This window comes from Phycicoccus ginsengisoli, from assembly GCF_054779295.1.
Genome location: NZ_BAAGYN010000015.1, coordinates 1 through 25119 on the forward strand (window position 1 = coordinate 1; position 25119 = coordinate 25119).

General features: G+C 73.4%; 23 protein-coding genes. 17 read left to right on the top strand and 6 right to left on the bottom strand.

Annotated elements, in window-relative coordinates:
- Nucleotides 1–460 precede the first annotated feature (460 nt).
- A complete protein-coding gene (locus ACYVDO_RS18845; RefSeq protein ID WP_460938786.1) occupies nt 461–661 on the top strand; it encodes a helix-turn-helix domain-containing protein in 201 nt (66 codons plus the stop codon).
- A 107-nt stretch (nt 662–768) separates the two neighbouring features.
- Here the strand turns inward: ACYVDO_RS18845 and ACYVDO_RS18850 are convergent, their stop codons facing one another.
- A complete protein-coding gene (locus ACYVDO_RS18850) occupies nt 769–3996 on the bottom strand; it encodes a M36 family metallopeptidase (RefSeq protein WP_460938788.1) in 3228 nt (1075 codons plus the stop codon).
- Nucleotides 3997–4229: 233 nt separating this feature from the next.
- Here ACYVDO_RS18850 and ACYVDO_RS18855 point away from each other — a divergent pair, with 233 nt between their 5' ends.
- The 3 genes from ACYVDO_RS18855 (at nt 4230) to ACYVDO_RS18865 (ending at nt 7105) form a co-directional block, all read left to right on the top strand.
- Complete coding sequence (locus ACYVDO_RS18855; protein ID WP_003792170.1) at nt 4230–4328, top strand: 30S ribosomal protein bS22; 99 nt, start codon at nt 4230–4232, stop codon at nt 4326–4328.
- A gap of 99 nt (nt 4329–4427) precedes the next feature.
- Entirely contained in the window at nt 4428–5477 is a 1050-nt protein-coding gene (locus tag ACYVDO_RS18860; protein ID WP_460938790.1) for an NAD-dependent epimerase/dehydratase family protein, read from the top strand.
- The gene (locus ACYVDO_RS18865) at nt 5477–7105 is read left to right on the top strand and encodes a lysophospholipid acyltransferase family protein (RefSeq protein ID WP_460938792.1); all 1629 of its coding nucleotides are present in this window, start codon (nt 5477–5479) and stop codon (nt 7103–7105) included. Before ACYVDO_RS18860 ends, ACYVDO_RS18865 begins: the two co-directional genes overlap by 1 nt.
- Nucleotides 7106–7171: 66 nt before the next feature.
- On the opposite strand, the gene ACYVDO_RS18870 is transcribed toward ACYVDO_RS18865, so the two are convergent.
- The 3 genes from ACYVDO_RS18870 to ACYVDO_RS18880 all read right to left on the bottom strand — a co-directional run bounded on the left by ACYVDO_RS18870 (nt 7172) and on the right by ACYVDO_RS18880 (nt 10250).
- Complete coding sequence (locus ACYVDO_RS18870) at nt 7172–8332, bottom strand: DUF5667 domain-containing protein (protein ID WP_460938794.1); 1161 nt, start codon at nt 8330–8332, stop codon at nt 7172–7174.
- 168 nt (nt 8333–8500) lie between these two features.
- Nucleotides 8501–9247 (bottom strand): sigma-70 family RNA polymerase sigma factor, encoded by a 747-nt coding sequence (locus ACYVDO_RS18875; protein WP_460938796.1) that lies wholly within the window; start codon nt 9245–9247, stop codon nt 8501–8503.
- Nucleotides 9248–9440: 193 nt separating this feature from the next.
- Nucleotides 9441–10250: an HAD family hydrolase gene (locus ACYVDO_RS18880; RefSeq protein WP_460938798.1), complete on the bottom strand. Its 810-nt coding sequence runs from the start codon at nt 10248–10250 to the stop codon at nt 9441–9443.
- A gap of 50 nt (nt 10251–10300) precedes the next feature.
- Between ACYVDO_RS18880 and ACYVDO_RS18885 the strand changes: the two genes are divergently transcribed.
- From ACYVDO_RS18885 to hemB, 6 genes are all read left to right on the top strand, one after another.
- On the top strand, nt 10301–10558 hold the full coding sequence (locus ACYVDO_RS18885; protein ID WP_460938800.1) for a glutaredoxin family protein: 258 nt from the start codon (nt 10301–10303) through the stop codon (nt 10556–10558).
- Between the two features lie 161 nt (nt 10559–10719).
- The gene (locus ACYVDO_RS18890; RefSeq protein ID WP_460938802.1) at nt 10720–11409 is read left to right on the top strand and encodes a redox-sensing transcriptional repressor Rex; all 690 of its coding nucleotides are present in this window, start codon (nt 10720–10722) and stop codon (nt 11407–11409) included.
- Nucleotides 11406–12713 (top strand): glutamyl-tRNA reductase, encoded by a 1308-nt coding sequence (locus tag ACYVDO_RS18895; protein ID WP_460938804.1) that lies wholly within the window; start codon nt 11406–11408, stop codon nt 12711–12713. Before ACYVDO_RS18890 ends, ACYVDO_RS18895 begins: the two co-directional genes overlap by 4 nt.
- Nucleotides 12710–13780 (top strand): hydroxymethylbilane synthase, encoded by a 1071-nt coding sequence (gene hemC / locus ACYVDO_RS18900; RefSeq protein ID WP_460938806.1) that lies wholly within the window; start codon nt 12710–12712, stop codon nt 13778–13780. Before ACYVDO_RS18895 ends, hemC begins: the two co-directional genes overlap by 4 nt.
- Entirely contained in the window at nt 13777–15417 is a 1641-nt protein-coding gene (locus tag ACYVDO_RS18905) for a bifunctional uroporphyrinogen-III C-methyltransferase/uroporphyrinogen-III synthase (protein ID WP_460938808.1), read from the top strand. Before hemC ends, ACYVDO_RS18905 begins: the two co-directional genes overlap by 4 nt.
- 46 nt (nt 15418–15463) lie before the next feature.
- A complete protein-coding gene (gene hemB / locus ACYVDO_RS18910) occupies nt 15464–16453 on the top strand; it encodes a porphobilinogen synthase (protein ID WP_460938811.1) in 990 nt (329 codons plus the stop codon).
- On the opposite strand, the gene ACYVDO_RS18915 is transcribed toward hemB, so the two are convergent.
- Nucleotides 16392–17381: a LysR family transcriptional regulator gene (locus ACYVDO_RS18915; protein ID WP_460938813.1), complete on the bottom strand. Its 990-nt coding sequence runs from the start codon at nt 17379–17381 to the stop codon at nt 16392–16394. The genes hemB and ACYVDO_RS18915 overlap by 62 nt on opposite strands.
- Nucleotides 17382–17796: 415 nt before the next feature.
- A complete protein-coding gene (locus ACYVDO_RS18920; RefSeq protein WP_460938815.1) occupies nt 17797–18330 on the bottom strand; it encodes a YceI family protein in 534 nt (177 codons plus the stop codon).
- Nucleotides 18331–18472: 142 nt separating this feature from the next.
- On the opposite strand from ACYVDO_RS18920, the gene ACYVDO_RS18925 reads away from it, so the two are divergent.
- The 7 genes from ACYVDO_RS18925 to ccsB all read left to right on the top strand — a co-directional run bounded on the left by ACYVDO_RS18925 (nt 18473) and on the right by ccsB (nt 25119).
- Nucleotides 18473–19003 (top strand): MarR family winged helix-turn-helix transcriptional regulator, encoded by a 531-nt coding sequence (locus ACYVDO_RS18925; RefSeq protein ID WP_460938817.1) that lies wholly within the window; start codon nt 18473–18475, stop codon nt 19001–19003.
- A gap of 67 nt (nt 19004–19070) precedes the next feature.
- Nucleotides 19071–20405: a glutamate-1-semialdehyde 2,1-aminomutase gene (gene hemL, locus ACYVDO_RS18930; RefSeq protein WP_460938819.1), complete on the top strand. Its 1335-nt coding sequence runs from the start codon at nt 19071–19073 to the stop codon at nt 20403–20405.
- A 35-nt stretch (nt 20406–20440) separates the two neighbouring features.
- Complete coding sequence (locus ACYVDO_RS18935; RefSeq protein ID WP_460938912.1) at nt 20441–21055, top strand: histidine phosphatase family protein; 615 nt, start codon at nt 20441–20443, stop codon at nt 21053–21055.
- Nucleotides 21052–21690: a TlpA family protein disulfide reductase gene (locus ACYVDO_RS18940; protein WP_460938821.1), complete on the top strand. Its 639-nt coding sequence runs from the start codon at nt 21052–21054 to the stop codon at nt 21688–21690. The genes ACYVDO_RS18935 and ACYVDO_RS18940 overlap by 4 nt, the downstream gene beginning before the upstream one ends.
- 12 nt (nt 21691–21702) lie before the next feature.
- A complete protein-coding gene (locus tag ACYVDO_RS18945) occupies nt 21703–22482 on the top strand; it encodes a cytochrome c biogenesis CcdA family protein (RefSeq protein ID WP_460938823.1) in 780 nt (259 codons plus the stop codon).
- Between the two features lies 1 nt (nt 22483).
- Nucleotides 22484–24103, top strand: coding sequence for a cytochrome c biogenesis protein ResB (resB, locus tag ACYVDO_RS18950; RefSeq protein ID WP_460938825.1), 1620 nt, complete (start codon nt 22484–22486; stop codon nt 24101–24103).
- The gene (ccsB, locus tag ACYVDO_RS18955; RefSeq protein ID WP_460938827.1) at nt 24100–25119 is read left to right on the top strand and encodes a c-type cytochrome biogenesis protein CcsB; all 1020 of its coding nucleotides are present in this window, start codon (nt 24100–24102) and stop codon (nt 25117–25119) included. Before resB ends, ccsB begins: the two co-directional genes overlap by 4 nt.

A 25119-nucleotide genomic window follows, 5' to 3' on the forward strand; every position in this document is an offset into this window, starting at 1 on the left:
CCTCCACACCTGTCGGATAGGCCGGGCAAGGCCACTTCCTCGTCCGGTAACCCACGAACATGTGTCAGCGAGGCCCCGGCCCGCAACCAACCCTCACACCGAGGGCGTCACGTCATACCGTCTGACCACGACAGGCCGAGGATCGCAGCGAGCGCCGGCGAGTGAGGACCGGAGGCCGGAGGATTCGGGCGCATCGGGTTCGACCGACGACGACTGGCCGAGGATCGCAGCGAGCGCCGGCGAGTGGGGACCGGCCATGGCGGGGTGGCTGGGGGTGCGGGGATGTGCGATGGTCGGGAAAGACCCTGCGGACCCGGCGTGTCGGCTGGACTTCGGCAGGGAGTTTCCTGAATGACTTCCCCACTGGTCACATCTGCCCCTACAGTTCGTTCTGCACGAGCGTAGAGGTCCGCCGGAGGGGAAGCCGGCGATGCGAGCGTGTAGAAGATCGAGGTGTCACATGACCAACGAGCGACAGCTCGCCGAGGTGCGGTTCCTGACCGTCGCCGAGGTGGCCTCGATCATGCGCGTGTCGAAGATGACGGTGTACCGCATGGTGCACGCTGGAGAGCTTCCCGCCATCCGCGTCGGACGGTCCTTCAGGGTCCCCGAGGACGCAGTGCACAAGTACCTCCGGACGTCCTACGTCGACACCGCGTGACGATGTGCTGACCGCACGACCAGGGGCGGACCCGGCCGGCAGGCCGGGTCCGCCCCTGTCGTGGGTGGACCGGGGGTCGTCGCGCGCACGGACCCCCGGCCCACGGCTCAGCGGTTGTCGACCGCGGTGACGTCGACCTCCACGTCCGCACCGGTGTACAGCTGGGTGAGCAGGTAGACCGACCCCGGCGGGATGACCGCGGACTCGTCGGCGGCGGCCGTCGCGACCGCGCCGGTGAGCTCGCAGCCGCTGTCGAGGAAGTACAGGTCCAGGTCGTGCCCGACGGTGGCGTCGGCGTCGCTCGTGCCCTTGACCGACACCGAGTGCAGCCCGTCGGAGAACCCGGCCGGGAGCTTGGTGACCCAGCCGTCGGCGCCCTGGGCAGCCGGCGGGAAGGTGCAGGCCGTGTTCATCTCCGTGCCCGTCACGCCGAACACGTTCTGCAGCCCGGTCGGGTCACCGGCAGCCGGGTTGGGCGCGGTGATGGTGCCGGAGTCGGTGTAGGGCGCGTCGGGGGTGACCGACCCGTTGGCCACGCTGGCGCCGGAGCCGAAGACCTCGACGTCGGCCACCTGGGCCTGCGTGGTCGTGTCGCCCTGCACCGAGTCGACGAAGAACCGCACGTAGGCCGCCTTCACCGGCTTGGCGAGGCTGAACGTGGCGAAGTTCAGGTCCGGGGCGACCGGCCGCGGCACGGAGTACGAGAACGACCCGGTGCGGGCGGTGGTCCACGTGACCCCGTCGGTGGAGGTCTGGACGGTGAAGTCCTTCAGTGCCGTGAACCGCGAGGCGTTCGTGGCCTTGTACGCGCTGACCCGCACGCTGCTGACCGTGGCCGGGGCGGCGAGCTTGACGGTCGCCCGCTGGTCGGGCCCGTCGTTGTACGGCGTGCCGCCGGTGTCCTTCGTCGCCCAGACGGAGGCGGCGGTGTCGTCGAAGGCGAACTTGGCCGGGCTGCCGTCGTCCTGGCTCGAGACGTCGACGAGGGTGGCGCCGGCGGCCGTGGAGGCCAGGTTGGGGGCGAGCCTGACGGTCTTGGCCGTGTTGCGGCCGGGGCTGACGGCCAGGCCCTCGATGGTCTGCACCCCGAAGCCGGGGGCCTGGATCGTGAGGGGGTAGGTCCCCGCCAAGGCCTTCACCGACGCGCCGCCGGTCGACCCGGTGCGCGCGAGCGGGGTGACCCGCGCCTCGAACCGGCCCAGGACGACCTTGGCACCCGCGACCGGCTGGCCGGTCGAGGCGTTGACCACCGTGAGCGCGACGGTGCCGTTGCGAGCGGCCGCCGGGTGGTCGAACGCGGGCGTCGGGTCGGTGTCGTCACCGGTGTCGGACTGCGCGCTCGCGCCCATGCCCCGCTTGGCGAAGACCGACCAGATGAGGTCGGTGTCGTCGCCGTGGTAGCGGTCCAGGTCGGCAGCGAGGATGCCGTCGCGCGCGTCGAGGAAGCTCGGGTCGGGGGCCGTGAGCGGCATCCCGTCGGTGATGATGCGCGCCGCCACGTCGGCGCCCTTCTCGGCGCCGTACCGCGCCACGAGCGCCTTGCGCAGGTCCCACAAGGTGGCCGTCCAGATCTCGCCGTCGGCGTGCACCTCCGGCCCGGTGAGGTCGTACCCGATGTCGCCGAACGTCGTCGGGTTGTCGTCGAAGTTCCAGTTGCGGATGCCCCGCGTCGGGTTGCCGGTGACGTACGCGCCCTCGATCGGTTTGGTCTCCAGGCCCGCGTTGAACGCGTGGTTGAGGGCGTACCAGTCCGACCAGCCCTCGCCCATCGAGCCCGCCTGCTGGCTGCCGAGGGCGCTGCCGCCGGCGACGTACCGGGTGGACAGGCCGTGCGTGTACTCGTGCTGGATGACGCTCATGTCGAACGAGCCGTCCCGGTGGGGACCCTCGAAGGCGTCGTCGATCGGCTCCCACAGGAACATGCCGCTCCACGGCGGCAGGCCGTCGTCGAGGGTGAGCATGTACGCGTTGTCGCGCCCCGTGTAGGTCGGGTCACCGCCGGAGGCCGCTCCCGCCTGGACCAGGCCGTGGACCGGGTCCCCGCCCTGGCCGCCCTTGCCGCCGTTGTCGAGCTGGAAGTTGCCGGCCGTCTCGGTGAACCCGAGCCGGTAGTACTCGTCATGGATCCGGTTGTGCTGGAAGAACAGGTTCGTCGCGGCCGGGTCCAGGTCCTCGGCGTACGAGGGCGGCACGGTCTGGCCCTTCGTCGCCGCCCAGCGGTTCGTGTACGTGTACGAGAAGTTGCCGGTCGGCGCGACCGGGCGGGGCGCGTTGTCCGCGGGGACGAGGAAGTTGGACCAGTTGGCGTAGGTGTCGGCGTTGTTGCCGTAGGTCGTCACGCCCGTCCCGGCGATCCCGGTGGGGTCGACCCAGCCCTTGGGCGACTCCGGGGTGGGCCCGAAGGACTGCTGCCGGGGCTGGCCGCCCTTCGCCGCGCCGGGGTAGTTGTCGTACACGGTGCCCTGCGGGTCGCTCTCGTGCGCGACCACCGAGGCGCGGTAGAGGGTGCGTCCCGTGGTCGCGTCGACGACGACCTCCCACGCCTGGGCCGTGCTCTTGAGGAAGTAGACGCGGTAGGCCGCGACCGGCCCCGAGCGCGTGCCGAAGACGGTGCGCTTCACGTATGCCGGGCCGGCGAAGGAGCCGCGGTCGAACGTCGTGTACCCCGCCTGGGTGCCGGTCGCCTTGGGGGTGAAGGCCGTTCCGGAGGCGAGGGAGCCGGTGACCTTGAGCAGGGCGCCGGCCTCGCCGAGCAGCCACGCGCCGGTGAGGGCCCCGCCCGGGGTGGGGTCGCCGGCATACGACAGGACGCGGCCGTCCCGCGTCACGGCCACGTTGAGCCGCCCGCCACGGGCGTACGCCACCCCGTTGCTGGTCTGGACGAAGCTCACGGCGTGCGTGCCGGTGCCGGGAAGGGTGTGGTCGCGGGCGACGGAGAGGGCGTCGACCTGCGCCGTGCCGAGCCCGAACGCGGCGGCGTGGGAGCGGAGCCAGCCGCGGGCCACGTCCACGGCCGGGCCGTCGGCGGCGGGCGTCAGGTAGCCGGTGCCGTGGACCGAGCGGAGCGTGCCGAACCGCTCGTCCCAGGTGGCGCGGGCGCCGGCCCCGGCGTCGGCGAGCAGGGCCTCCACGGCGTCCCGGGCGGCCGCGGACGGCACGACCGGTGCGGTGACGGCGCGCGTGTCCAGCGTGCGCGCCAGCGCGTCGACGGGGTCGCCGAGCGCGGGGAGGACCGGGGCCGCAGGGAGGGCGGCCGTGGCGGTGGACAGGGGGAGCGCGGTGGTGGCTGCGGCGAGCAGGCACACCCCCACGGCCATCGAACGTGTGCGGAACATCCGTGGACTCCTGCGGTCTGGCGGGCCGTCCTCGGCCCGGGATGTCGTGCTCAACGACGCGCGCCACGCGGAGTTACTGCGGGGCCGCGGCGGACCCGCGACGCGGTGGCGGCGGATCTCCGCCACGGGGGCGGGTTTGGGCTGCCGGGCCGTGGCCGCTAGAGTGTCGACCACTGTTCGGCGTGGTGCGTTGTTGCCCCGTCCGGCAACACGACCACGACCAAGAGGACACCATGGGCTCTGTCATCAAGAAGCGCCGCAAGCGCATGGCGAAGAAGAAGCACCGCAAGCTCCTTCGCAAGACGCGTCACCAGCGTCGCAACAAGAAGTGACGAAAGGCCCCCGCCCCGGCGGGGGCCTTCTCGCTCCCCCGGTCGACTGCGACGGACGTCACCCGGCCGCGTGCGGCAGGTCTCGGTAGGGTTCCGTTCGTGGCTGACGTCGTCCTGGTGACCGGTGTCTCCCGCTACCTCGGCGGGCGGTTCGCGCGCGCCCTGACGCAGGACCCGGCGGTGTCGCGCGTGATCGGCGTGGACGTCATCCCGCCGCCGCACGACATCGGCCGCGCCGAGTTCGTGCGCGCCGACATCCGCAACCCGATGATCGGCAAGATCATCACCCAGGCCGAGGTGGACACGGTCGTCCACATGAACGTGATCGCCACCCCGACGCACGCGGGTGGACGGGTCTCCCAGAAGGAGATCAACGTCATCGGCACCATGCAGCTGCTCGCCGCTTGCCAGAAGGCGCCGAGCATCCGCCGGCTCGTGGTGAAGTCCTCCGCCGCCGTCTACGGCTCCAGCCCGCGCGACCCTGCGATGTTCACCGAGGACATGGGGCCCAAGTCGCTGCCCCGCGCGGGCTTCGGCAAGGACTCGGTCGAGGTCGAGGGGTATGTGCGCGGCTTCTCCCGCCGCCGGCCGGACGTCGAGATCTCGATGCTGCGCTTCGCCAACATCATCGGCCCGGGCATCCGCACCGCGCTGACCGACTACTTCGCCCTCCCGGTGGTGCCGGTCCCGTTCGGGTACGACGCGCGGCTGCAGTTCGTGCACGAGAGCGACGCCGTGGGGGCGCTGTTGCGGGCGACCACGGGGCCCGCGACCGGGATCACGAACATCGCGGGGGACGGCGTCATCACGGTGACCCAGGCCGCGAGCATGGCCGGCCGACCCGTCCTGCCGGTGCCCATCCAGGCGGCCGGCCTGCTGGGGGGCATGGTGAAGCGGTCCGGGCTCGCGGACTTCAGCGGCGACCAGGTGCAGTTCCTGGCCTTCGGCCGGGGCCTGGACACGCGCCGGATGCGCGAGGAGATGGGCTTCGAGCCGGCCTTCACCACCCGGGAGGCGTTCGCGGACTACGTGCGCGGGGTCGGTTCGGTGGTGCCGGGCGGCGCCGCGCTGGCGTCGGCGGTGTCCGGCGTGGCCGGCACCGCGGTGCACGCCGTCGGCCAGGTCCTGGCCGCAGGGAGGAACGTCTGATGCCCGGAACCACCCGCAAGGCCACGACGAAGTCCACGACCGCGAAGACGAAGACCGCGAAGGCGAAGACCGCGAAGGCGAAGACCGCGAAGGCGACGACCCACAAGGCCACGAGTCGCAAGGCCACCACCGCGAAGACCACGAGTCGCAAGGCCACCACCGCCAAGACCACGATCCGCACGGCTGGGAGCGCGAAGACCGGGACTGCGAAGGCCGCCCGGGCTGCAGGGTCGCCCTCGACGGCCCGGCGCACCGGGGCGCTCGCCGCCGGCGCGGCGAGGGCGTCGGGGGAGCGCGCCCGGCGGCGCAGCACCCCGTTGCTGGCCGAGGCCGCCGCCACCCGCGCTGCCGAGGAGGCCGCCACTCGCGCCGCCTCCGCTGCCGAGGCCACCGCCACTCGCGCCGCCTCCGCTGCCGAGGCCACCGCCACTCGCGCCGCCTCCGCTGCCGCTGCCGAGGAGACCGCCGTGGCGGCCAAGCACCGGCCACGCCCCGTCGCCAAGGACGTGCCCTCCAAGAAGGCCGTCGCCCGGTCGGGAGCCCGTGCCCCGAAGCCCGCCACCCCACGGCGTCGCACGCGAGCGGCGCGCGCGGGTGCACCTGGGGCCGAGGCGCCGGTGCGGGTGCTCACGGCGGTGCCCGACGAGCCCGCCGAGGCGACGCAGCGTCCGGCGCCGGCTGCGACGCCCCCCGCGGCGTCCGGCGCCACCGGTCCCGGCCTCGAGGAGCTGCTGGCCGCGGGGATCAGCGCCATCCGCGTGGCCGCGGAGGCCGCGGGCCTGTCGCCCGACGACGTCGAGCGGCACCTGGCGACCACCCTGGCGTTCGTCCGCCGCCGCCTGACGGGCGACTACACGGTCGACGACTTCGGCTTCGACCGCGACTTCACCGAGCACTTCTACCTGCCCGTGCTGCGGCCGCTGTACCGCCGCTGGTTCCGGGTCGAGGTCCGGGGGATCGAGAACATCCCCGCCGAGGGTGGTGGCCTCGTGGTCGCGAACCACTCGGGCACCATCGCGATGGACTCGCTGATGACGCAGGTGGCGGTCCACGACGAGCACCCCGCCCACCGGCACCTGCGCATGCTGGGGGCCGACCTGGTCTTCCAGACCCCGGTCATCGGCAACGTGGCCCGCAAGTCGGGGTCCACCCTGGCGGCCAACCCCGACGCCGAGCGGCTCCTTGCCTCCGGCGAGCTCTGCGGGGTGTGGCCGGAGGGCTTCAAGGGCGTCGGCAAGCCGTTCCGGGAGCGGTACAAGCTCCAGCGGTTCGGGCGGGGTGGGTTCGTCTCCGCGGCGCTGCGCACCGGGGTGCCGATCATCCCGTGCTCGATCGTGGGCGCCGAGGAGATCTACCCGATCATCGGCAACGTCAAGACGGTGGCGCGGCTGCTGGGCGCCCCCTACGCCCCCATCACGCCGACCTGGCCGCTGCTCGGCCCGCTCGGCCTCGTGCCGCTGCCGAGCAAGTGGATCATCGAGTTCGGGACGCCGGTGGAGACGGCCGAGCTCGGTCCGGGTGCCGCGGACGACCCCATGCTCGTCTTCGACCTCACCGACCAGGTGCGGGAGACGATCCAGCAGACGCTGTACTCGCTGCTCATGCAGCGCCGCTCCGTCTTCTTCTGACCGGCCTCCACCGTCCGGCCGGCGTCCTGCTCCTGACCGGCGCCGAGGGTGCCGCGCGCAGGGCGGTCAGGGGAGCTTCAGGGTGGTGCTCGGCAGGGTCACCGGCCCGAGCGTCGCGCCGGGCAGGGTCGCGCCTGCGCCGCCGGTCCCGAGCGTGACCGAGGGCAACGGCACCGTCGCACTGGCCGACGGCAGGGGCAGGGACGCGCTCACGGTGGGCAGCCCCACGCCGACACCTCCGGTGCCGGCAGTCGCACCGCCGCCGCCTGCGCCGGCCCCGACCCCACCGACCCCCACACTGGCCGAGGGGCCGGGGAGCGAGGCGCCGGCGCCGGCACCGGACTGGGTCGCGGTGGGGGCGGGCACCCTCGCGACCACCGTCGGGGACGTGGCCGCAGGACCCGTGCTCGTGCCGCCGGTGCCGTTGCCGGCACCGGCCGTCGTGGTCGTCGGCGACGGCAGCGACGGGAGGGAGGCCGGGCCGATGGTCGAGGCCAGCTGCGAGCAGGGCGCGCCGCAGGCGGCGATCCGTCGTGCGGTCTGCTCCTGGGACTGCAGCAGCAGCGACTTCAGCTCGGCCACGAGGGGGATCGACTCCCGCGGCACCTCGCCGCCCAGCACGTCCACCTGCGGGACCGCCCGTGCGGTGAAGTCGCGCAGGGCGAGCAGCGCCTGCGGGTTGCCCGTCGTCGCGTAGGCCGTGTCGAGCGACTGCTGGCCACGGCGCACGGAGGTGATCGCCGCCTCCAGCGCCACGTCGACGTCGTCGTGCGGGGCCTGGTGCTCGGCCAGCTCGCGGGCGTCGGAGATGTGCTCCTGCGCCTGGCCGAGGTAGGTGCGACCCCGGTCGAGATCGCTGTCGGCGAGCCGGACCTGCAGCCCGTCGAGCCAGCTCTTCACGGGGTAGAGGGCCTGTCCCGGCACCGCGGAGCGCGAGGCCGCGCCGACGATGCCGCCCACGAGGAGCGCGGACGCGGCGAGGCCGGCGACGAGCCGTGGCGTGCCGCGACCCAGGACGAGCACCACCGGGGTGGTGCGGGCGGCGGCCCGGCGCGCGGCCGCTGCCCGTGCCGCGGCGGGGGACGGGGAGGGCATCCGCGCTGCCTCGGCCATGAGCCGCTCGTGCAGCGCGGCGGTGAACTGGGGGTCGGGCTGAGGGCCGTACGAGGCGGCCGCCACGAGGTGGCGGCTGGTCGCGACGAGCTGCTCGAGCTGCGAGTCGCTCACCCGCTCACCCTCGAGCGCTCGCTGGAAACGGTCGGCCGAACGGTTCAGCAGGGGCATGCCGGCACCTCCCTCCCCAGCTCGGTCACGGTCTCTCCCGCTGAGAACGAGCCGGTGGTGCCGAAGTTACGCACCGATTCGTAGCGATATGCGCGCGGTGGCCGCAGCGGGTCAGAGGTCCACATCGGCGAGCTCCCGGTGCAGTGCCCGTACCGCCCGCAGCTGCAGCTGCTTGACGGCTCCCTCGGACTTGCCCAGCACCTTCGCGGTCTCGGCCAGCGTGAGGCCCTGCAAGAACCGCAGGACCACGCACTCGGCCTGTTCGGGCTTGAGTGCCTTCACCGCCTCGAGGAGACGCTCGTCGCGCAGCCGCTCGAGCACCTCACCCTCGGGCGCCGCCTCGACGCGCGGGTCGGCGTCGAGCATGTCGGCCGTGCTGACCTCCATGCGGAAGCGGGCCGACTTGGCGTTGTCGGTGATGAGGTTGCGGGCGATGGTGATGAACCAGGCCGCGATGTCCCGGCCCTGCCACGAGAAGGAGTCCATCCGCCGCAGGGCCCGCAGGAAGGTCTCGGAGGTGAGGTCCTCCGCGAGCTGCCGGGTCCCCACGCGCACGTAGACGTACCGGTAGACGGTGTCGACGTACCGCTCGTAGAGCATCCCGAAGGCCTCGGCGTCGCCGCGCTGGGCCAGCTCGACGAGGGCCGACACGCGCTCGAAGTCCTGGGGCGCCTCGCCCGGCCCGAAGCCTGCGCTCGCAGCGTCGCGACCCGAGCCGCGCCCGCCGCCGGACAGGGTCCCTGCGTCGCCCGCGATGCTGAGCAGCACGCGCAGCGAGGAGAGGAAGTCGGCGGTGGCGGCCGGCAGGCCGTGGGCGCCGGTCCCGGTCCGCTGGTGCAGTGGCTGCGCCGAGGGCATCCCGTAACCCGCGGGCAGGGGAGTCGTTGACAGCACGAGGGCAGGCCGACCGGCCATCGCGAACGACGTCGCGGCTGGACTCCGGTACTGGCGAGCGCGGATGGGGACACCTCCTGACCGAGGGACAGTTTCCCCGATAACGCAGCATTTGTCAGGAGACCCCGGTCACAGTGCCGTGCCCGCGCAGATCCGCTCAGCGGCGGCGGCGGCGGGCTGCCGCGGCGAGCACCCCTGCCAGGGCGGTGGCGCCCACGGCCTGGACGCTCACCTTGGCGGCCCTGCGGCCGGTGCGGTAGTCGTGGATCGCCCAGCCGTGCGCCCTGGCGTGGTCGCGCAGCGCCCCGTCGGGGTTGATGGCGACCGGGTGCCCGACGAGGGAGAGCATGGGGATGTCGTTGGCCGAGTCCGAGTACGCCGCGCACCGCGCCAGGTCGAAGCCACGCTCGGCCGCCAGCGCCTCGATGGCGCGGGCCTTCGCCGCCCCGTGCAGGAAGTCGCCGACCATCCGTCCCGTGTAGACGCCGTCGACGGCCTCGGCGACCGACCCGAGGGCCCCGGTGAGCCCCAGCCGGTCCGCGATGACGGTCGCGACCTCGACCGGTGTGGCGGTGACGAGCCAGACCTCCTGGCCCTGCTCGAGGTGCATCCGGGTCAGGGCCTGGGTGCCCGGCCAGATGCGGTCCTGCATCGCCTCGTCGAAGATCTCCTCGCCGATCGCGTGGATCTCGGCGACGGAGTGCCCGGCGATGAAGCCCAGTGCCTGCTTGCGGATCTGCTCGACGTGGGCGAGGTTCTCGCCGAGGAGGGCGAACCGCGCCTGCTTCCACGCCATCGCGCTCACGTCGCGCAGGGTGAAGAAGTCCCGGCGCCACAGGCCGAGGGCGAGCTGCCAGATGCTCGCGCCGCGCAGCACCGTGTTGTCGACGTCGAAGAAGGCTGCGGCCCCGGGGTCGCGGGGCGTCGCCGGCTCGGTGTCCAGCTCGGTGGCGGCGGCCTCGGTCATGGGGCCGAGCCTAGGACCAGGCCCGCAGCCACGCGGCATACGCTGGAGCGGTGTCCGCCACACCCGCCCCGCCGCCGCGCATCACCCTCATCGGCAAGCCGGGGTGCCACCTGTGCGACGACGCCCGCGTCGTCATCGAGCGGGTCGCCGCCGACCTCGGGGTGGGGTGGCGCGAGGTGTCGGTCCTGGACGACCGCGAGCTGCTGGAGCGGTATGCCGAGCAGATCCCGGTGACGCTCGTCGACGGCCGCCAGCACGACTACTGGCGGGTCGACGAGGCGCGGTTGCGCGCGGCGCTGGCGGGCTGACCGGCCGCCCGCCGGGGCCGCCCACGTCGACCTGTCTCACGCACGGGACGGCGGCCTGCTTGTGACTTTGTGCATCCGTTCACAAGAGCGTAACCTGCAAGGGCTCCCGTCCGCTCCAGCCAGGCGCGGGCTGCCTGTGTCGAGAAGGAGCCCGAAACAACGTGTCTGCCGACCCGAGCGCCCGTCGGGGCATCCCCGACGCCACGGTCGCCCGGCTTCCCGAGTACCTCCGGGCCCTGACGGGCTTCGCCGAGCGGGGCATCGCCTCCGTCTCCTCCGAGGAGCTCGCAGCCGCCGCCGGGGTGCGCAGCGCCAAGCTCCGCAAGGACCTGTCCCACCTGGGGTCCTACGGCGTGCGCGGCGTCGGCTACGAGGTCGACCACCTCGCCTACCAGATCTCCCGCGAGCTCGGGCTCACCCAGGACTGGCCGGTCGCCATCGTCGGCATGGGCAACCTCGGCCACGCGCTGGCCGCCTACAGCGGCTTCGCGACCCGCGGGTTCCGCGTGGTCGCCCTGCTCGACCAGGACGCGCGGCTCCACGGCGAGCAGATCGCCGGCATCACGGTGCAGTCGATGGACGCCCTCCCCGCACTGGTCGCCGAGCAGGGGCTCGCGATCGGGGTCATCGCCACGCCCGCCGGCTCCGCCCAGGACGTCTGCAACCAGCTCGTCTCGGCCGGGGTCTCCTCGATCCTCAACTTCGCCCCGAGCGTGCTCGTCGTCCCCGAGGGTGTCGACGTGCGCCGGGTCGACCTGTCCACCGAGCTGCAGATCCTCGCGTTCCACGAGCAGCGCAAGGCGCTCGCGGCCGACGGCGTCCGCCCGGTCCCCAAGGCGGTTGTCCGGTGAGCCTCGTGATCCTGGGCCTGTCCCACCACACCGCGCCGCTGCCCCTGCTCGAGGCCATGTCGCTGGAGCCGGCGCGCCGCGCCGACCTCGAGGGGCGCCTCACCGCCCGCGAGAACGTCTCCGAGGCGCTCGTCGTCTCCACCTGCAACCGCACCGAGGTGTATGCCGAGTCGCTCACCTTCCACGGTGCCGTCAGCGACATCACGGAGGCGCTGACCGAGGCCACCGGGGTCGACCGCGCCGAGCTGCGCGAGCACCTCTACGTCCACTACGAGGACCGCGCCATCGCCCACGCCTTCACGGTCGCCTGCGGGCTCGACTCGATGGCCGTCGGCGAGGCGCAGATCCTCGGCCAGATGCGCACGGCCCTGCGCGACGCCCAGCGCCTGGGCCACGCCGGTCCGTCCCTCAACGCGCTGTTCCAGCAGGCCCTGCGGGTCGGCAAGCGGGCGCACACCGAGACCGGGATCGACGCCGTGAGCGTCTCCCTGGTCGAGGCCGGCCTGGCCCGCGCCGAGGCCCACCTCGGACGCCTGGGCGACCTGTCCGTCCTCGTCGTGGGTGCCGGAGGCATGTCCTCCCTGGCGGCCGCGACCCTGAGCCGGCGGGGTGTCGGGTCGCTGACCGTCGTCAACCGCACGCTCTCCAAGGCGCAGCGGCTCGCCGAGCGCACCGGTGGCACCGCCCGACCGCTCGCCGAGCTGGGGCAGGCCCTCGCCGGTGCCGACCTCGTCGTCTCCTGCACGGGCTCGACCGGCCTGGTGGTCGACCTCGCCGCCGCCGCCGACGCCCAGGTGGCACGCGCCGGCCGGTCGCAGGCGTACGTCGACCTCGCGCTCCCGCACGACGTCGCCCCCGAGGTCGCGTCGCTGAGCGGGGTCGTCGTGGCCGGGCTGTCGAGCCTCGGCGAGGACCTGTCCGCCGGCCAGGCCTCCGCCCAGGTGCAGGAGGTCGCGGACCTCGTCATCGGCGAGGTGGCCGCCTACCTCACCTCCCGCGCGGCCGAGTCGGTCGCCCCCACCGTCGCCGCGCTGCGCCGGCACGCTGCCGACGTCGTCGCCGGTGAGCTGGGCCGGCTCGAGCAGCGGCTCCCCGACCTCGACGAGTCCACCCGGGCCGAGGTGCAGCTCGCCGTCCACCGGATCGTCGAGAAGCTGCTCCACACGCCCACCGTGCGCGTCAAGGAGCTCGCCGTGGGTGGCCAGGGCGACGACTACGCCCAGGCGCTGCGCGAGCTCTTCGACCTGCGGCCGGGCCAGGCCGCCACCGCCTCGGTGCCGCCGCAGCAGGGAGGCCTGCCGTGAGCAGCCCGCGCGTCCTGCGCCTCGGCACCCGCCGCAGCGCCCTGGCCACCACCCAGTCCGGCTGGGTCGCCGACCGCCTCCGGGCGCTCGGCCACACCGTCGAGCTGGTCGAGGTCGTCACCGAGGGTGACGTGTCGACCGCCTCCCTGTCCTCCCTCGGGGGCACCGGCGTGTTCGCCGCGGCCCTGCGGCAGGCGCTGCTCGCCGGCGAGGTCGACCTCGCCGTCCACTCGCTGAAGGACCTGCCCACGGCACCCCAGCCCGGCCTGGTCGTCGCGGCCGTCCCCACGCGGGAGGACCCGCGGGACGTGCTCGTGTCCTCCGGTGGGCGCACGCTCGGGGAGCTCGGGGACGGCGCCCTCGTCGGCACCGGATCGCCCCGCCGGGTCGCCCAGCTGGCCGCGCTCGGGATGGGCTTGTCGTTCAAGGACATCCGCGGCAACGTCGACACCCGGATCGCCATGGTCCGCGACGGAGCCCTCGACGCCGTCGTCCTGGCCCGGGCCGGCCTGGCCCGGCTGGGGCGCCTCGACGAGGTCGCCGAGGTGATCGACCCGCTCCAGGTGCTGCCGGCGCCCGGCCAGGGCGCGCTCGCCGTGGAGTGCCGCGCCGACGACCCCGACGTGCTCGCGGTGCTCGCGCCGCTCGAGGACCCCGACACCCGCGCCTGCGTCACCGCGGAGCGCGCGGTCCTCGCCGCCCTGGAGGCCGGCTGCTCGGCCCCCGTGGGGGCGCTGGCCGAGGTCGTCGAGGGCGAGGACGGGCTCGAGCTGTCGCTGCGCGCATTCGTCGGAGCCGTCGACGGGTCGTTCGACCTGCGCCGCTCCCTCGTCGGCCCGGTCGAGGAGGCCGAGTCGCTCGGGCACCGCCTCGCCGGCGTGCTGCTGGAGGACGGCGGTGCCGAGCTCGTCGGCCCGGACCCGCGACCACCGGTGGCCGAGGACCCGCAGCGCGCCCGACGCCGCCCGCCCGACCCACCCGGGGCGGCCGGACAGCATTCGGTCGCCGCCGTCGACAGCAGCAACCCCCGCAGCCCAGAACGAGACAGCACGGAGCGTGCACTGTGAGCCCCACGCGCTCGACCCAGCCCACCCAGACCCGTCCCACCCGCGCCGCCAAGGTGCCCGGTCGCGTCGCCTTCGTCGGCGCCGGACCGGGTGACGCCGGCCTCATGACCGTCCGCGCGGTCGAGCTGCTTCGCGCCGCCGACGTCGTCGTAATCGACCAGGTCGCCCGCGAGTCGGTCGTCGCCCGCTACTGCAGGACCGACGTCGAGGTCGTCGACGCCGGCCACGGCGAGCACGGCCAGCCCCTCACCCACGCCATGCGGGCCAAGCTCGTCGTCAAGGCGGCCAAGGCCGCGCCGGGCGGGCTCGTCGTCCGGCTCATGGACGGCGACCCGGCCCTGTTCAACGGCCTGGCCGAGGAGGCGCTGGCCTGTCACAAGGCGGCCATCGGCTTCGACGTCGTCCCCGGCGTGAGCGCGGTCTCGGCCGTCCCGGCCTACGCAGGCATCCCGCTCACCTCGAGCAGCTCGCCCGCGGTCCACGTGATCTCCGCCAACGACCGCCACGTCGACTGGGCGGCCTCCGTGGCCGACTCGGTCACCGTGGTGCTGCTCGGGCCGCCCGAGGACCTCGGTGCCGCGCTGGCCAAGCTGCTCGACGCCGGGCGCTCCGCCGACACCCCGGTCGCGCTGACCGAGCGCGGCACCACCATCCGGCAGTCGACCCGCGTCACGACCCTCGGTGAGGTCGCCAAGGTCATGAAGTCGGTGGAGTTCCCGGCCCTGGCGGTCGTCGGCTCGACGGTGGCGATGCGCTCGGAGCTGTCCTGGTTCGAGACCAAGCCGCTGTTCGGCTGGAACGTCCTGGTGCCCCGCACCAAGGAGCAGTCGGGTGGCACGATCGCCCGGCTCGAGTCCTACGGCGCGACGGCCGAGGTCGTCCCGACCATCTCGGTCGAGCCCCCGCGGACGCCGCAGCAGATGGAGCGCGCGGTCAAGGGCCTGGTCACCGGTCGCTACGAGTGGATCGGCTTCACCTCGGTCAACGCGGTCAAGGCCGTCCGTGAGCGGTTCGAGGAGTTCGGGCTCGACGCCCGTGCCTTCGCCGGCCTCAAGATCGCGGCGGTCGGCGGCGTGACCGCCGAGGCGCTGCGCGAGTGGGGCATCGTGCCGGACCTCGTGCCGTCGGGCGAGCACTCGGCCCAGGGCCTGCTCGCCGACTGGCCGCCGTTCGACGAGGTGCTCGACCCGATCAACCGGGTCTTCCTGCCGCGCGCCGACATCGCCACCGACACCCTCGTCGCCGGCCTGCAGGAGATGGGCTGGGAGGTCGACGACGTCACGGCGTACCGCACCGTCCGGGCCGCCCCGCCGGCCGCACCGGTCCGCGAGGCGATCAAGGGCGGCCAGTTCGACGCCGCCGTGTTCACCTCGTCCTCGACCGTGCGCAACCTCGTCGGCATCGCCGGCAAGCCGCACCCGTCGACGGTGATCGCCTGCATCGGGCCGGCCACGGCCAAGACGGCCGAGGAGCACGGCCTGCGGGTCGACGTCCTCGCGCCCGAGGCCTCCTCGGACGCGCTGGTCGACGCCCTGGCCGACTACGGCCTCGGCCTGGCGGCCGCGGCGATCGAGGCCGGCGAGGCCGTCGTCCGCCCGTCGCGCAAGAAGCCGTCGGCGCGCCGCCGGGCCCGCTGAGGTGGAGCTCCTGAGCAGCACGCCGCGGCCGGAACCGGGAGGTCCGGTGCTCCGGCCGCGTCGGCTGCGCCAGTTCCCGGCGCTGCGCCGCCTCGTCGCCGAGACGCGGCTGCACCCGGCCGAGCTGGTGCTGCCGGTGTTCGTCCGTGAGGGCATCACCGAGCCGCAGCCCATCTCCGCCATGCCCGGGGTCGTCCAGCACACGCTCGACTCGCTCGTCGAGGTGGCGCAGGGGGCGGTCGAGGCCGGGATCGGCGGCCTCATGCTCTTCGGTGTCCCCGAGCACAAGGACGCCGTCGGTTCGGGGGCCGACGACCCGGACGGCATCCTCAACGTCGCCCTGCGGCGCGTGGTCGAGGCCGTCGGCGACCGCACCGTCGTCATGGCCGACCTGTGCCTCGACGAGTTCACCGACCACGGCCACTGCGGGGTGCTCACCGAGCGCCGCCCCGGCGAGGTGGTGGTCGACAACGACGCCACGCTGGAGCGGTACGCCGCGATGGGCCTGGCGCAGGCACGGGCCGGGGCCCACGTGCTGGGTCTCTCCGGGATGATGGACGGCCAGGTCGCGCACGTCCGCGCCGCCCTGGACGCCGAGGGCTTCACCGACACCGTGATCCTGGCGTATGCCGCGAAGTACACCTCGGGCCTCTACGGCCCGTTCCGCGAGGCGGTGCAGTCCTCGCTGCAGGGCGACCGCGCGGCCTACCAGCAGGACCCGGCCAACGCGACCGAGTCGCTGCGCGAGCTCGAGCTCGACATCGCCGAGGGTGCCGACATGGTCATGGTCAAGCCGGCCATGCCTCACCTCGACATCGTGGCCGCCGCGGCAGCGATGTCGCCGGTTCCCGTTGCGGCGTACCAGATCTCGGGGGAGTACTCGATGATCGAGGCGGCCGCGGCCAACGGCTGGATCGAGCGCGAACGCGCGCTCATGGAGTCGCTGCTCAACATCCGCCGCGCCGGGGCGCAGGTCATCCTGACGTACTACGCCCTCGAGGCGGCTGCGCTGCTGGGTCGCCCGGCTCGCGGCTGACCGCGCCGCGGGCCTGCGCCCCGACGGGGTCGCCCAGGACCCACGGCCCGATCTCGCGGACGATGTGCGAGGCCTCGACGTGCATCGCCTCGACCACCTCCGGGGCGTCCGGCCGTGACAGCAGCCGGACGCCCGCGTCCGGGTGCTCGGCCAGCCGCGCGACCCCGAAGGCCCTCGTCGGGAAGACGCGCGCGACCCAGCCCGGCGCGAAGGCGCCGGCGGTGCCGGCGAGGATGACGTCGCGGGTCTGCTCGAAGCCCTCGACCGGCGGTCCCGAGCGTCGGTAGTCGCCGTCGCCGTTGGCCAGCCAGGCCAGCGTCCAGAAGTCCGCGACCGCGCGCGCCGGCAGGTCCGCCATGTCGGCCAGCGGCAGCGCCAGGGCGTCCGCGAGGGAGATCGTCGCCGGCCGGTCCGGCAGCAGGTCGCTCGGGTAGGCCAGGACCACCTCGTCGGCGAGCAGCTCGGTCACGCGCAGCTCGCGGTCCGGCCACGGCGGGTTGGCGACGAGCAGGTCGACCTCGTCGCACAGGCCGTCGTGCCACGACGCGAGCTCGACCGGGCGCACGACGAGCTCCACGCCGGGGAAGCGGCTGGCCAGCCCGGTGAGCAGCGGCGTCGTCAGCTCGGCCGCGCCGCCCGGCATCAGGCCCACGGTCACGGTGCCGGAGTGGCGCAGGTTGGCCGCGGTCCGGCGGGCGCTGTCGACCGCGTCGACGAGGTGCTGCGCCGGGCCGAGGAGGGCGGCGCCCGCCGGGGTGAGCTCGGCCCCGCCGGCGCGCCGGTCGAGCAGCGTCACCCCGAGGCTGCGCTCGAGGTCACGGACCTGCGCGGAGAGGGCGGGCTGGCTGACGTACGTCCGCGCGGCCGCCCGCCGGAAGCCCCCGTGCTCGACCACGGCGAGGAACGCCTGCACCTGCCGCAGCTCCACGTGGCCCCCTCCCTGCGCGACCTGGGGTGCAGACCATGGTGCGCTCGTTCGCGAGCGCCCGCAAGCAGGTCCACCGAGGTCAGGGACCTGCGGGCCGGGGTGGGGCGGCGATGCGCACGGGGCGGGAGTGCCGGGCGGGCCGTTGTCCCCCGTGCCCCTGACGGCCCGCCCGGAGTCCCTCGCGGACAGGTTCGCAGCGGCAGGGCCGGCAGGGGAGGGGGTCGGCCCGGTTTGCTGATCGGGTTTCGTGATCGGCCCGGCGTCGCCCGGGGCCGGGTGCCAGCCGTCGCAGGGGGGTGTCCGCGAGGAGGTGCGTCCCCGGCATCCACGCGAAACGGCGGTTGCTCGACGTCCCGCGGGACAGGATCCCGAGGTTTGCCGAGCAACCGCCGTGTCGCGGTGTGGTGCTGCTGGGTCAGGCAGCCTTGAGCAGCTGGACGTCCAGGTTGATCTTGATCTTCTCGGAGACGAGCACGCCGCCACCCTCGAGGGCGACGTTCCACTCCAGGCCCCAGTCCTTGCGGTTGATCTCGGTGGTGGCCTCGAAGCCCGCCTTCTGGTTGCCCCACGGGTCGGTGGCCAGGCCGTTGAAGTCGAGGTCGAACACGACCGGCTTGGTGACGCCCTTGATGGTCAGGTCGCCCTTGAGGGAGTCCTCGGTGACCTCGGTGGAGGTGAAGCTCATGGTTGGGTTGTTCTCGACGTCGAAGAAGTCGGCGGACTTCAGGTGGGCGTCGCGGTCGGCCGAGCCGGTGTCGACGGAGGCGAGCTGGGCCACCGCGGTGACCTGCGAGTCGCTGATCGCGTCGCCGACCTTGACCGTGCCCTCGAACTCCTTGAACTGTCCGCGGACCTTGGTGACCATCAGGTGGCGGGCGACGAAGCCGAGCTCGCTGTGCGAGGCGTCGACGGTCCAGGTGCCGGCGGGAAGGTCGTGGATGCTGGCCATGGTGAGGATCTCCTGTGTGTTCGAGAGGCTGCCGGGGAGGTCCCGGCGCGTTCATCCCTCTCAACATAGCAGGCATCGTTTATATTTCAACTAATCGAATGTGACCTGGGTCACGTCAGCGCCGGTGCCATACTTCCGAACCATGAGCACCAAGGGGGAACCGCGCTGGCTCAGCGCGGAGCAGCAGCGCGCCTGGCGGGCCTACCTGCGGGGCAGCCGGCTCATCGAGGAGGCGCTCGACCGCGACCTGCAGTCGCACGGGGTCCAGCTCACCGAGTACGAGATCATCTCGATGATCTCCGAGGCGCCCGGCCGGCGGCTGCGGATGTCGACCCTGGCCGACCTCGTCGTGCAGTCCCGCAGCCGGCTCACGCACACCGCCTCGCGCCTGGAGAAGCGCGGGTGGGTGCGCAGGGAGTCGTGCCTGGAGGACAAGCGCGGCGTCGAGCTGGTCCTCACGCCGGCGGGCATGGAGGCGGTCCGGGAGATGGCCGTCGTCCACGTGGACAGCGTCCGCAAGCACGTCATCGACCCGGTGTCGCCGGAGCTGTTCCTCGCGCTCGGCCAGGCGATGGACGCCATCCGCACGGCGCTGGCCCCCGACGACGGCTCCCCGCACCCCGCCGTGACCGCAGAGGCGCGCGACCAGGGCCCGCTGGCCGCCGAGGGCTGAGCTCCCGCGCCGGCCCCTCCGCAGCCCCCACACCGGGCGCTCAGGGACGGCTGGGACAATGGCGGGCATGACGGCATACCCCCTCGACGCACCCGTCTCGGCCGCGCTCCTCGACCGCGCGCTGGCGGTGACCCCCGGTGGGGTGAACTCTCCCGTGCGCGCCTTCCGGGCGGTCGGCGGCACGCCGCGGTTCATGGCGTCGGGGCGGGGCCCGTACCTGTGCGACGTCGACGGCCGCGAGTACGTCGACCTCGTCTGCTCCTGGGGCCCGATGATCCTGGGGCACGCGCACCCGGCCGTCCTCGAGGCCGTCCGCGGCGCCATCGAGAACGGCTTCTCCTTCGGGACGCCCAGCGAGAACGAGGTCGCGCTCGCCGAGGAGATCGTCCGCCGGGTCGAGCCGGTCGAGCAGGTGCGCCTTGTCTCCAGCGGCACCGAGGCGACCATGAGCGCGATCCGGCTGGCCCGCGGGTACACCGGGCGCTCGCTCGTCGTGAAGTTCGCGGGCTGCTACCACGGCCACGTCGACTCCCTCCTCGCCCAGGCCGGCTCCGGCGTCGCGACCTTCGCGCTGCCCGACTCCGCCGGCGTGCCCAAGGAGATGGCCGCCGAGACGATCGTGCTGCCCTACAACGACCTCGCCGCCGTCGAGGAGGCCTTCGCCGAGCGCGGCGCCGACATCGCGGCGCTGATCACGGAGGCCAGCCCCGGCAACATGGGCGTCGTCCCGCCGACCCCCGGCTTCACCGAGGGCCTGCGCCGGGTCACCGCCGAGCACGGCGCCCTGCTGATCTCCGACGAGGTCATGACGGGCTTCCGCTGCTCGGCCGCCGGCTGGTACGGCCTCGAGGGCCCGTATGCCGCGGGCGCGCCCGACCTGTTCACGTTCGGCAAGGTGATGGGTGGCGGCTTCCCGGCGGCAGCCTTCGGTGGCCGGGCCGACGTCATGGCGCTGCTCGCCCCGCTCGGGCCGGTCTACCAGGCCGGCACGCTGAGCGGGAACCCGGTCGCGACGGCTGCCGGCCTCGCCACTCTCCAGCAGTGCACCGACGCGGTGTACGACCGGCTGGCCGCGGTCGCCGACACCCTCACCGGTGCGGTCGGGGAGGAGCTGTCGCGTGCCGGGGTGCCGCACGTCGTCCAGCGCGCCGGCAGCATGTTCAGCGTGTTCTTCCGCGACGGTGCGGTCACCGACTACGACACCGCCCGGGCCCAGCACGTGCCCGCGTTCGCGGCGTTCTTCCACTCGATGCTGTCGCAGGGCGTGTACCTGCCGCCGAGCGCGTTCGAGTCGTGGTTCGTCAGCGCGGCGCACGACGACGCGGCGGTCGAGCGCGTCGTGGCCGCCCTGCCGGCGGCGGCGTCGGCGGCCGCAGAGGCGTTTGCGACAATCGACTCGTGAGTGCCGCCCCCCACGACCGCACGGTCGTGCACCTGATGCGCCATGGTGAGGTGCACAACCCCGAGGGCGTCCTCTACGGCCGGCTCGACGGCTACCACCTGTCCGAGCTGGGCCGGCAGATGGCCCAGGCCGTGGCCGACCACCTCGCCGACCACGACGTCACCCACGTCGTCGCCTCCTCGCTCCTGCGGGCGCAGGAGACGGCCGCGCCGGTGGCCGCCGCCCACGGCGTCGCCGTGACGACCGACGACCGGGTCATCGAGTCGGCGAACCTCTTCGAGGGCCACCGGGTCGGCTCGATGCGGCCGGTCGAGTTCCTGCACCCGCGGCACTGGAAGCTCGTCACCAACCCCTTCAAGCCGTCGTGGGGCGAGCCCTACGCCGAGGTGGCCGCCCGCATGGTGGCCGCCATCGCCGACGCCCGGGACGCGGCGCGAAGCCACGAGGCCGTGGTCGTCTCCCACCAGCTCCCGATCTGGACCGCGCGCAACGAGCTGCTGGGCAACCGCCTCTGGCACGACCCGCGCCGGCGCGAGTGCCGCCTCGCCTCCCTCACGACGCTGAGCTGGGTCGGGGACCAGCTCGAGTCGATCACCTACTCCGAACCGGCCGGTGCGCTGCTCGTCCGGTCCGCAGGGGGTACAGGATGAGCACGCCCCGTATGCCGCGCGGTCGCCGCGCGCCTCGCGTGCCGGGCGGGCGGCGCGCGCTGGCCCTGCTCGCCGTGCCGGTCCTCGCAGCCTCCCTCGCCGCCTGCAGCAGCGACGCCAACTCGATCGCCGCCCAGGCCAAGGACGGCAGCCGCAAGGGCTACATCTCCGGCGACGGCGCCGTCGAGGTCATCGCGCCCGCCGACCGCGGCAAGCCGGTGGGGCTCTCCGGCACGCTGCTCGACGGCAAGCCGTGGGCCCTGCCCGACGCCGGTGGCGACGTCGTCGTGCTCAACGTCTGGGCGTCGTGGTGCGGCCCGTGCCGCACCGAGGCGCCCGAGCTGGAGAAGTCGTGGCAGGCCGCCCAGCAGGCGGGCAAGCCGGTGACCTTCATGGGCATCAACACCCGGGACAACACCTCCTCCGGCATCACGTCGGCGAAGCGCTGGGGCATCACGTTCCCGTCCCTGGCGGACCCGTCCGGGGTGCTCATCCTCAACCTCCAGGGCAAGGTCAGCGCCCCGCCGACGACCTTGGTGCTGGACAAGACCGGACGGATCGCCGCCCGGGTCAACGGCGAGGTCAAGGCCTCGACCCTGACCGGGCTCGTCGACGACGTGCTGGCGAAGGGCTGAGGCACCGCGACGATGAGCAGCTCGATCTCCGTCGCGGCGACCGCCGCGGGCGTGCAGGACACGGTGACCTCCGGTGCGCTGCCGGTGGCGCTCGCCGTCGCCCTGGTCGCCGGGTTCGTGTCCTTCGCCTCGCCCTGCGTGCTGCCGCTCGTGCCGGGCTTCCTCGGCTACGTCACCGGGCTGTCCGACGAGACGCTCGAGCAGCGTCGTCGCCACCGGCTGGTCCTCGGCTCGCTGCTGTTCGTGCTGGGGTTCACCGTCGTCTTCATCCTCGTGACGGCCTTCCTGGCCGGGGTGGGAGCGGCCCTCGTGGAGCACCGGGGCCTGCTCATGCGGGTCGGCGGCGTGCTGGTGCTGGTCATGGCCGTCGTCTTCCTCGGGGCCGGCACCCAGCGTGAGCTCAAGCTGCACTGGCGTCCGGCGTCCGGGCTCGCGGGCGCCCCGCTGCTCGGCGCCGTCTTCGGCCTGGGCTGGGCGCCCTGCACGGGCCCGACCCTGGGCGCGGTCACCATCCTCGCCACCACGACGGGCAACTCCTCCGCCGTCACGCGAGGGATCGTCCTGGCCGTGGCGTACTCCCTCGGGCTCGGGCTGCCGTTCCTGCTCATCGCCGCGGGGTTCGAGCGCTTCGGCGCGGTGTCGGCGTTCCTGCGACGGCGGCAGCGCGCCATCCAGCTCTTCGGCGGCGTCCTGCTGCTCGCCATCGGCCTCATGCTCGTGACCGGCGTCTGGGAGAGCTGGACGCGCTACCTCCAGACCGCCCTCGTCGGCGGATTCCAGACGGTGATCTGACGTGCCCGACCCCTCGACCATCACCCAGCCGCGACTCGGCGCCGTGGGCTGGGCCCGCTGGACCTGGCGCAACCTCACGAGCATGCGCACGGCGCTGTTCCTGCTGCTGCTGCTGGCGATCGGAGCCCTGCCGGGCTCGATCTGGCCGCAGCGCAGCATCGACCCCGCGCGCACCTCCGACTGGATCGCCCAGCACCCCAAGGCGGGCCCGGTCCTCGACCGGCTCGGCTTCTTCGAGGTGTACGCCTCACCGTGGTTCGCGGCGATCTACCTGCTGCTGTTCATCTCGCTGGTCGGGTGCGTGCTGCCGCGCACCCGGGTGCACTGGCGCGCCATGCGGTCCACCCCGCCGCGGACCCCGTCGCGACTCGAGCGGCTGGACGACTCCGCCCGCGCCGAGGTGGACGCCACCGCCGAGGACGTCGTGTCTGCTGCACGGGAGGTCCTGCGCGGCAGGCGGTTCCGGGTGCACAGCCACGACGGCGCGACCGTGAGCGCAGAGAGCGGCTACCTCAAGGAGACCGGCAACCTCGTCTTCCACCTGGCGCTCATCGGCGTCATCGTCGGCGTCGCCATCGGGCACCTCCTCGGGTGGAAGGGCGACGTCATCGTCCCCGTGGGCAAGTCGTTCTCCAACACCCTGTCGCAGTACGACACCTTCGCCCCGGGGCCCTGGGTGAACCCGGACACGCTCCAGCCCTTCACCATCACGGTCGACAAGCTCGACGCCACCTTCGAGGAGAGGGTCACCGGTCGCGGCCAGTTCGGCCAGCCCCGGGACTTCACCGCCCACCTCACGACGACCAGCCGGCCCGGCGCGACGCCCACCACCGAGACGGTGAAGGTCAACCACCCGCTGGAGATCGGCGGCGCCGGGGTGTTCCTCCTCGGCAACGGGTACGCGCCGGTGGTCACCGTCAAGGACGCGAAGGGGCAGGAGACCTACAGCGGGCCCGTGCCCTTCCTGGCCCAGGACAACAACTACCGGTCGGTGGGCGCCATCAAGGTCACCGGCGCCGACCCCAAGCCGCTCGGCTTCTCCGGCCTGTTCCTGCCGACGGCGGTCATCGACAAGGAGCAGGGGCCGATCTCGATCTTCCCCGACGCGAAGAAGCCGGCCCTGGCCCTCACGGTCTACGAGGGCGAGCTGCTCCCCGGTGGGCGGCCGCAGTCGGTGTACGTCCTGGACACCTCGGAGCTGACGCAGCTGAAGAACGCCAAGGGCGAGCCGCTGCGGATCTGGCTCGAGCCCGGCCAGACCTACCAGTTGCCCGGCGGACGCGGGTCGATCACCTTCGACTCGGTCGACCGGTTCGCCGGCCTGTCGATCCGGCACGACCCGGGCAAGGGCATCACGCTCGTCGCCGCCCTGCTCGCCCTGGCCGGCCTCATCACCTCGCTCGTGGTGCGCCGTCGCCGGGTGTTCGTCCGGGTTTCCCCCGCCGAGGGTGGGGGACGTACCGTGGTGACCGTCGGCGGCCTGGCCAAGGGTGACGACGACGGCCTGCGCCGGGTCGTCGAGCAGGTGCTCGGCGAGGTCACGACGCGAGCCACCGCAGCAAGCAGCACCCGACCTCGAGCCACCGCATCCACCGGCACGGAGATGGACCCACGCCCATGACGAACGAGACCCTCGCGGGTTACGCCAACCTCAGCCTCTACTCAGCCATGGCGGTCTTCACCATCGCCATGGTCTGCCACGCGATCTACCTCGCGGGCCTGCTGCCCGCGCGCGACCGCGCGACGGCCCGGGACGCCACCTCGGCCCGCGAGCGCGAGCTGGTCGGGGCCGGGGGTCCCGCCGAGCCCGTTGCGGCAGCCGCGGGGGGCGCGACGACGGACGCCCCGGCAGGGGCCGGTGACGCCGCTGCGGGCGCCGACGAGCCGTCGAAGCGGGCCCGCTCGGCGGCCGGCATCGCCTCGACCACGACGTGGCTGGGCGGCCTGCTCCTGCTGGCCTCGGTGGTGCTGCGCGGCCTCTCGGTCGACCGCTGGCCGCTGGGCAACATGTTCGAGTTCGCGGTCATGGGCTCGATGTTCACCTCGCTCGCGTACTCGATCTGGTCGACCCGGCGTGACCTGCGCTGGCTCGGGCTGTTCATCACCGGTCCGGTGCTGCTCGTCCTCGGCATGGCCGTCGCGGTCTGGTACACCGAGGCGGCCGAGCTGCTCCCGTCGCTTAGGTCGTACTGGCTGGTCATCCACGTGACCGTGGCCGTCATCTCGACCGCCCTGTTCACCCTGGCCGCCGCGGCCACGGGGATCTACCTGCTCAAGGACGCCTTCCAGCGGTCCGGGCGCTCCTCGGTGCTCGACCGCTTCCCCGACGCGCCCTCGATCGAGCGCACGGCCTACGGCCTGCACATCGTCGCCTTCCCCCTGTGGACCTTCACCCTGATCGCCGGTGCCATCTGGGCCCGCCAGGCGTGGGCGTCCTACTGGAACTGGGACCCCAAGGAGGTGTGGACGTTCGTGATCTGGGTCGTCTACGCCGCCTACCTGCACTCGCGCGCGACGAGCGGCATCAGCCGCCAGACGGCCGCGTGGATCTCGCTGGCGGGGTACGCCTGCGTCATCGTCAACTTCGCCGTCGTCAACGTGTTCTTCGTCGGCCAGCACTCCTACTCCGGGCTCTGA

What these genes read in the sequence shown, in the direction of transcription:
- ACYVDO_RS18845 (WP_460938786.1), top strand. Translation starts at nt 461, where the DNA reads ATGACCAACGAGCGACAGCTCGCCGAGGTGCGGTTCCTGACCGTCGCC.
- ACYVDO_RS18850 (WP_460938788.1), bottom strand. Translation starts at nt 3,996, where the DNA reads ATGTTCCGCACACGTTCGATGGCCGTGGGGGTGTGCCTGCTCGCCGCA.
- ACYVDO_RS18855 (WP_003792170.1), top strand. Translation starts at nt 4,230, where the DNA reads ATGGGCTCTGTCATCAAGAAGCGCCGCAAGCGCATGGCGAAGAAGAAG.
- ACYVDO_RS18865 (WP_460938792.1), top strand. Translation starts at nt 5,477, where the DNA reads ATGCCCGGAACCACCCGCAAGGCCACGACGAAGTCCACGACCGCGAAG.
- ACYVDO_RS18875 (WP_460938796.1), bottom strand. Translation starts at nt 9,247, where the DNA reads ATGCCCTCGGCGCAGCCACTGCACCAGCGGACCGGGACCGGCGCCCAC.
- ACYVDO_RS18880 (WP_460938798.1), bottom strand. Translation starts at nt 10,250, where the DNA reads ATGACCGAGGCCGCCGCCACCGAGCTGGACACCGAGCCGGCGACGCCC.
- ACYVDO_RS18920 (WP_460938815.1), bottom strand. Translation starts at nt 18,330, where the DNA reads ATGGCCAGCATCCACGACCTTCCCGCCGGCACCTGGACCGTCGACGCC.
- ACYVDO_RS18925 (WP_460938817.1), top strand. Translation starts at nt 18,473, where the DNA reads ATGAGCACCAAGGGGGAACCGCGCTGGCTCAGCGCGGAGCAGCAGCGC.
- hemL (WP_460938819.1), top strand. Translation starts at nt 19,071, where the DNA reads ATGACGGCATACCCCCTCGACGCACCCGTCTCGGCCGCGCTCCTCGAC.
- ACYVDO_RS18935 (WP_460938912.1), top strand. Translation starts at nt 20,441, where the DNA reads ATGCGCCATGGTGAGGTGCACAACCCCGAGGGCGTCCTCTACGGCCGG.
- ACYVDO_RS18940 (WP_460938821.1), top strand. Translation starts at nt 21,052, where the DNA reads ATGAGCACGCCCCGTATGCCGCGCGGTCGCCGCGCGCCTCGCGTGCCG.
- ACYVDO_RS18945 (WP_460938823.1), top strand. Translation starts at nt 21,703, where the DNA reads ATGAGCAGCTCGATCTCCGTCGCGGCGACCGCCGCGGGCGTGCAGGAC.
- ccsB (WP_460938827.1), top strand. Translation starts at nt 24,100, where the DNA reads ATGACGAACGAGACCCTCGCGGGTTACGCCAACCTCAGCCTCTACTCA.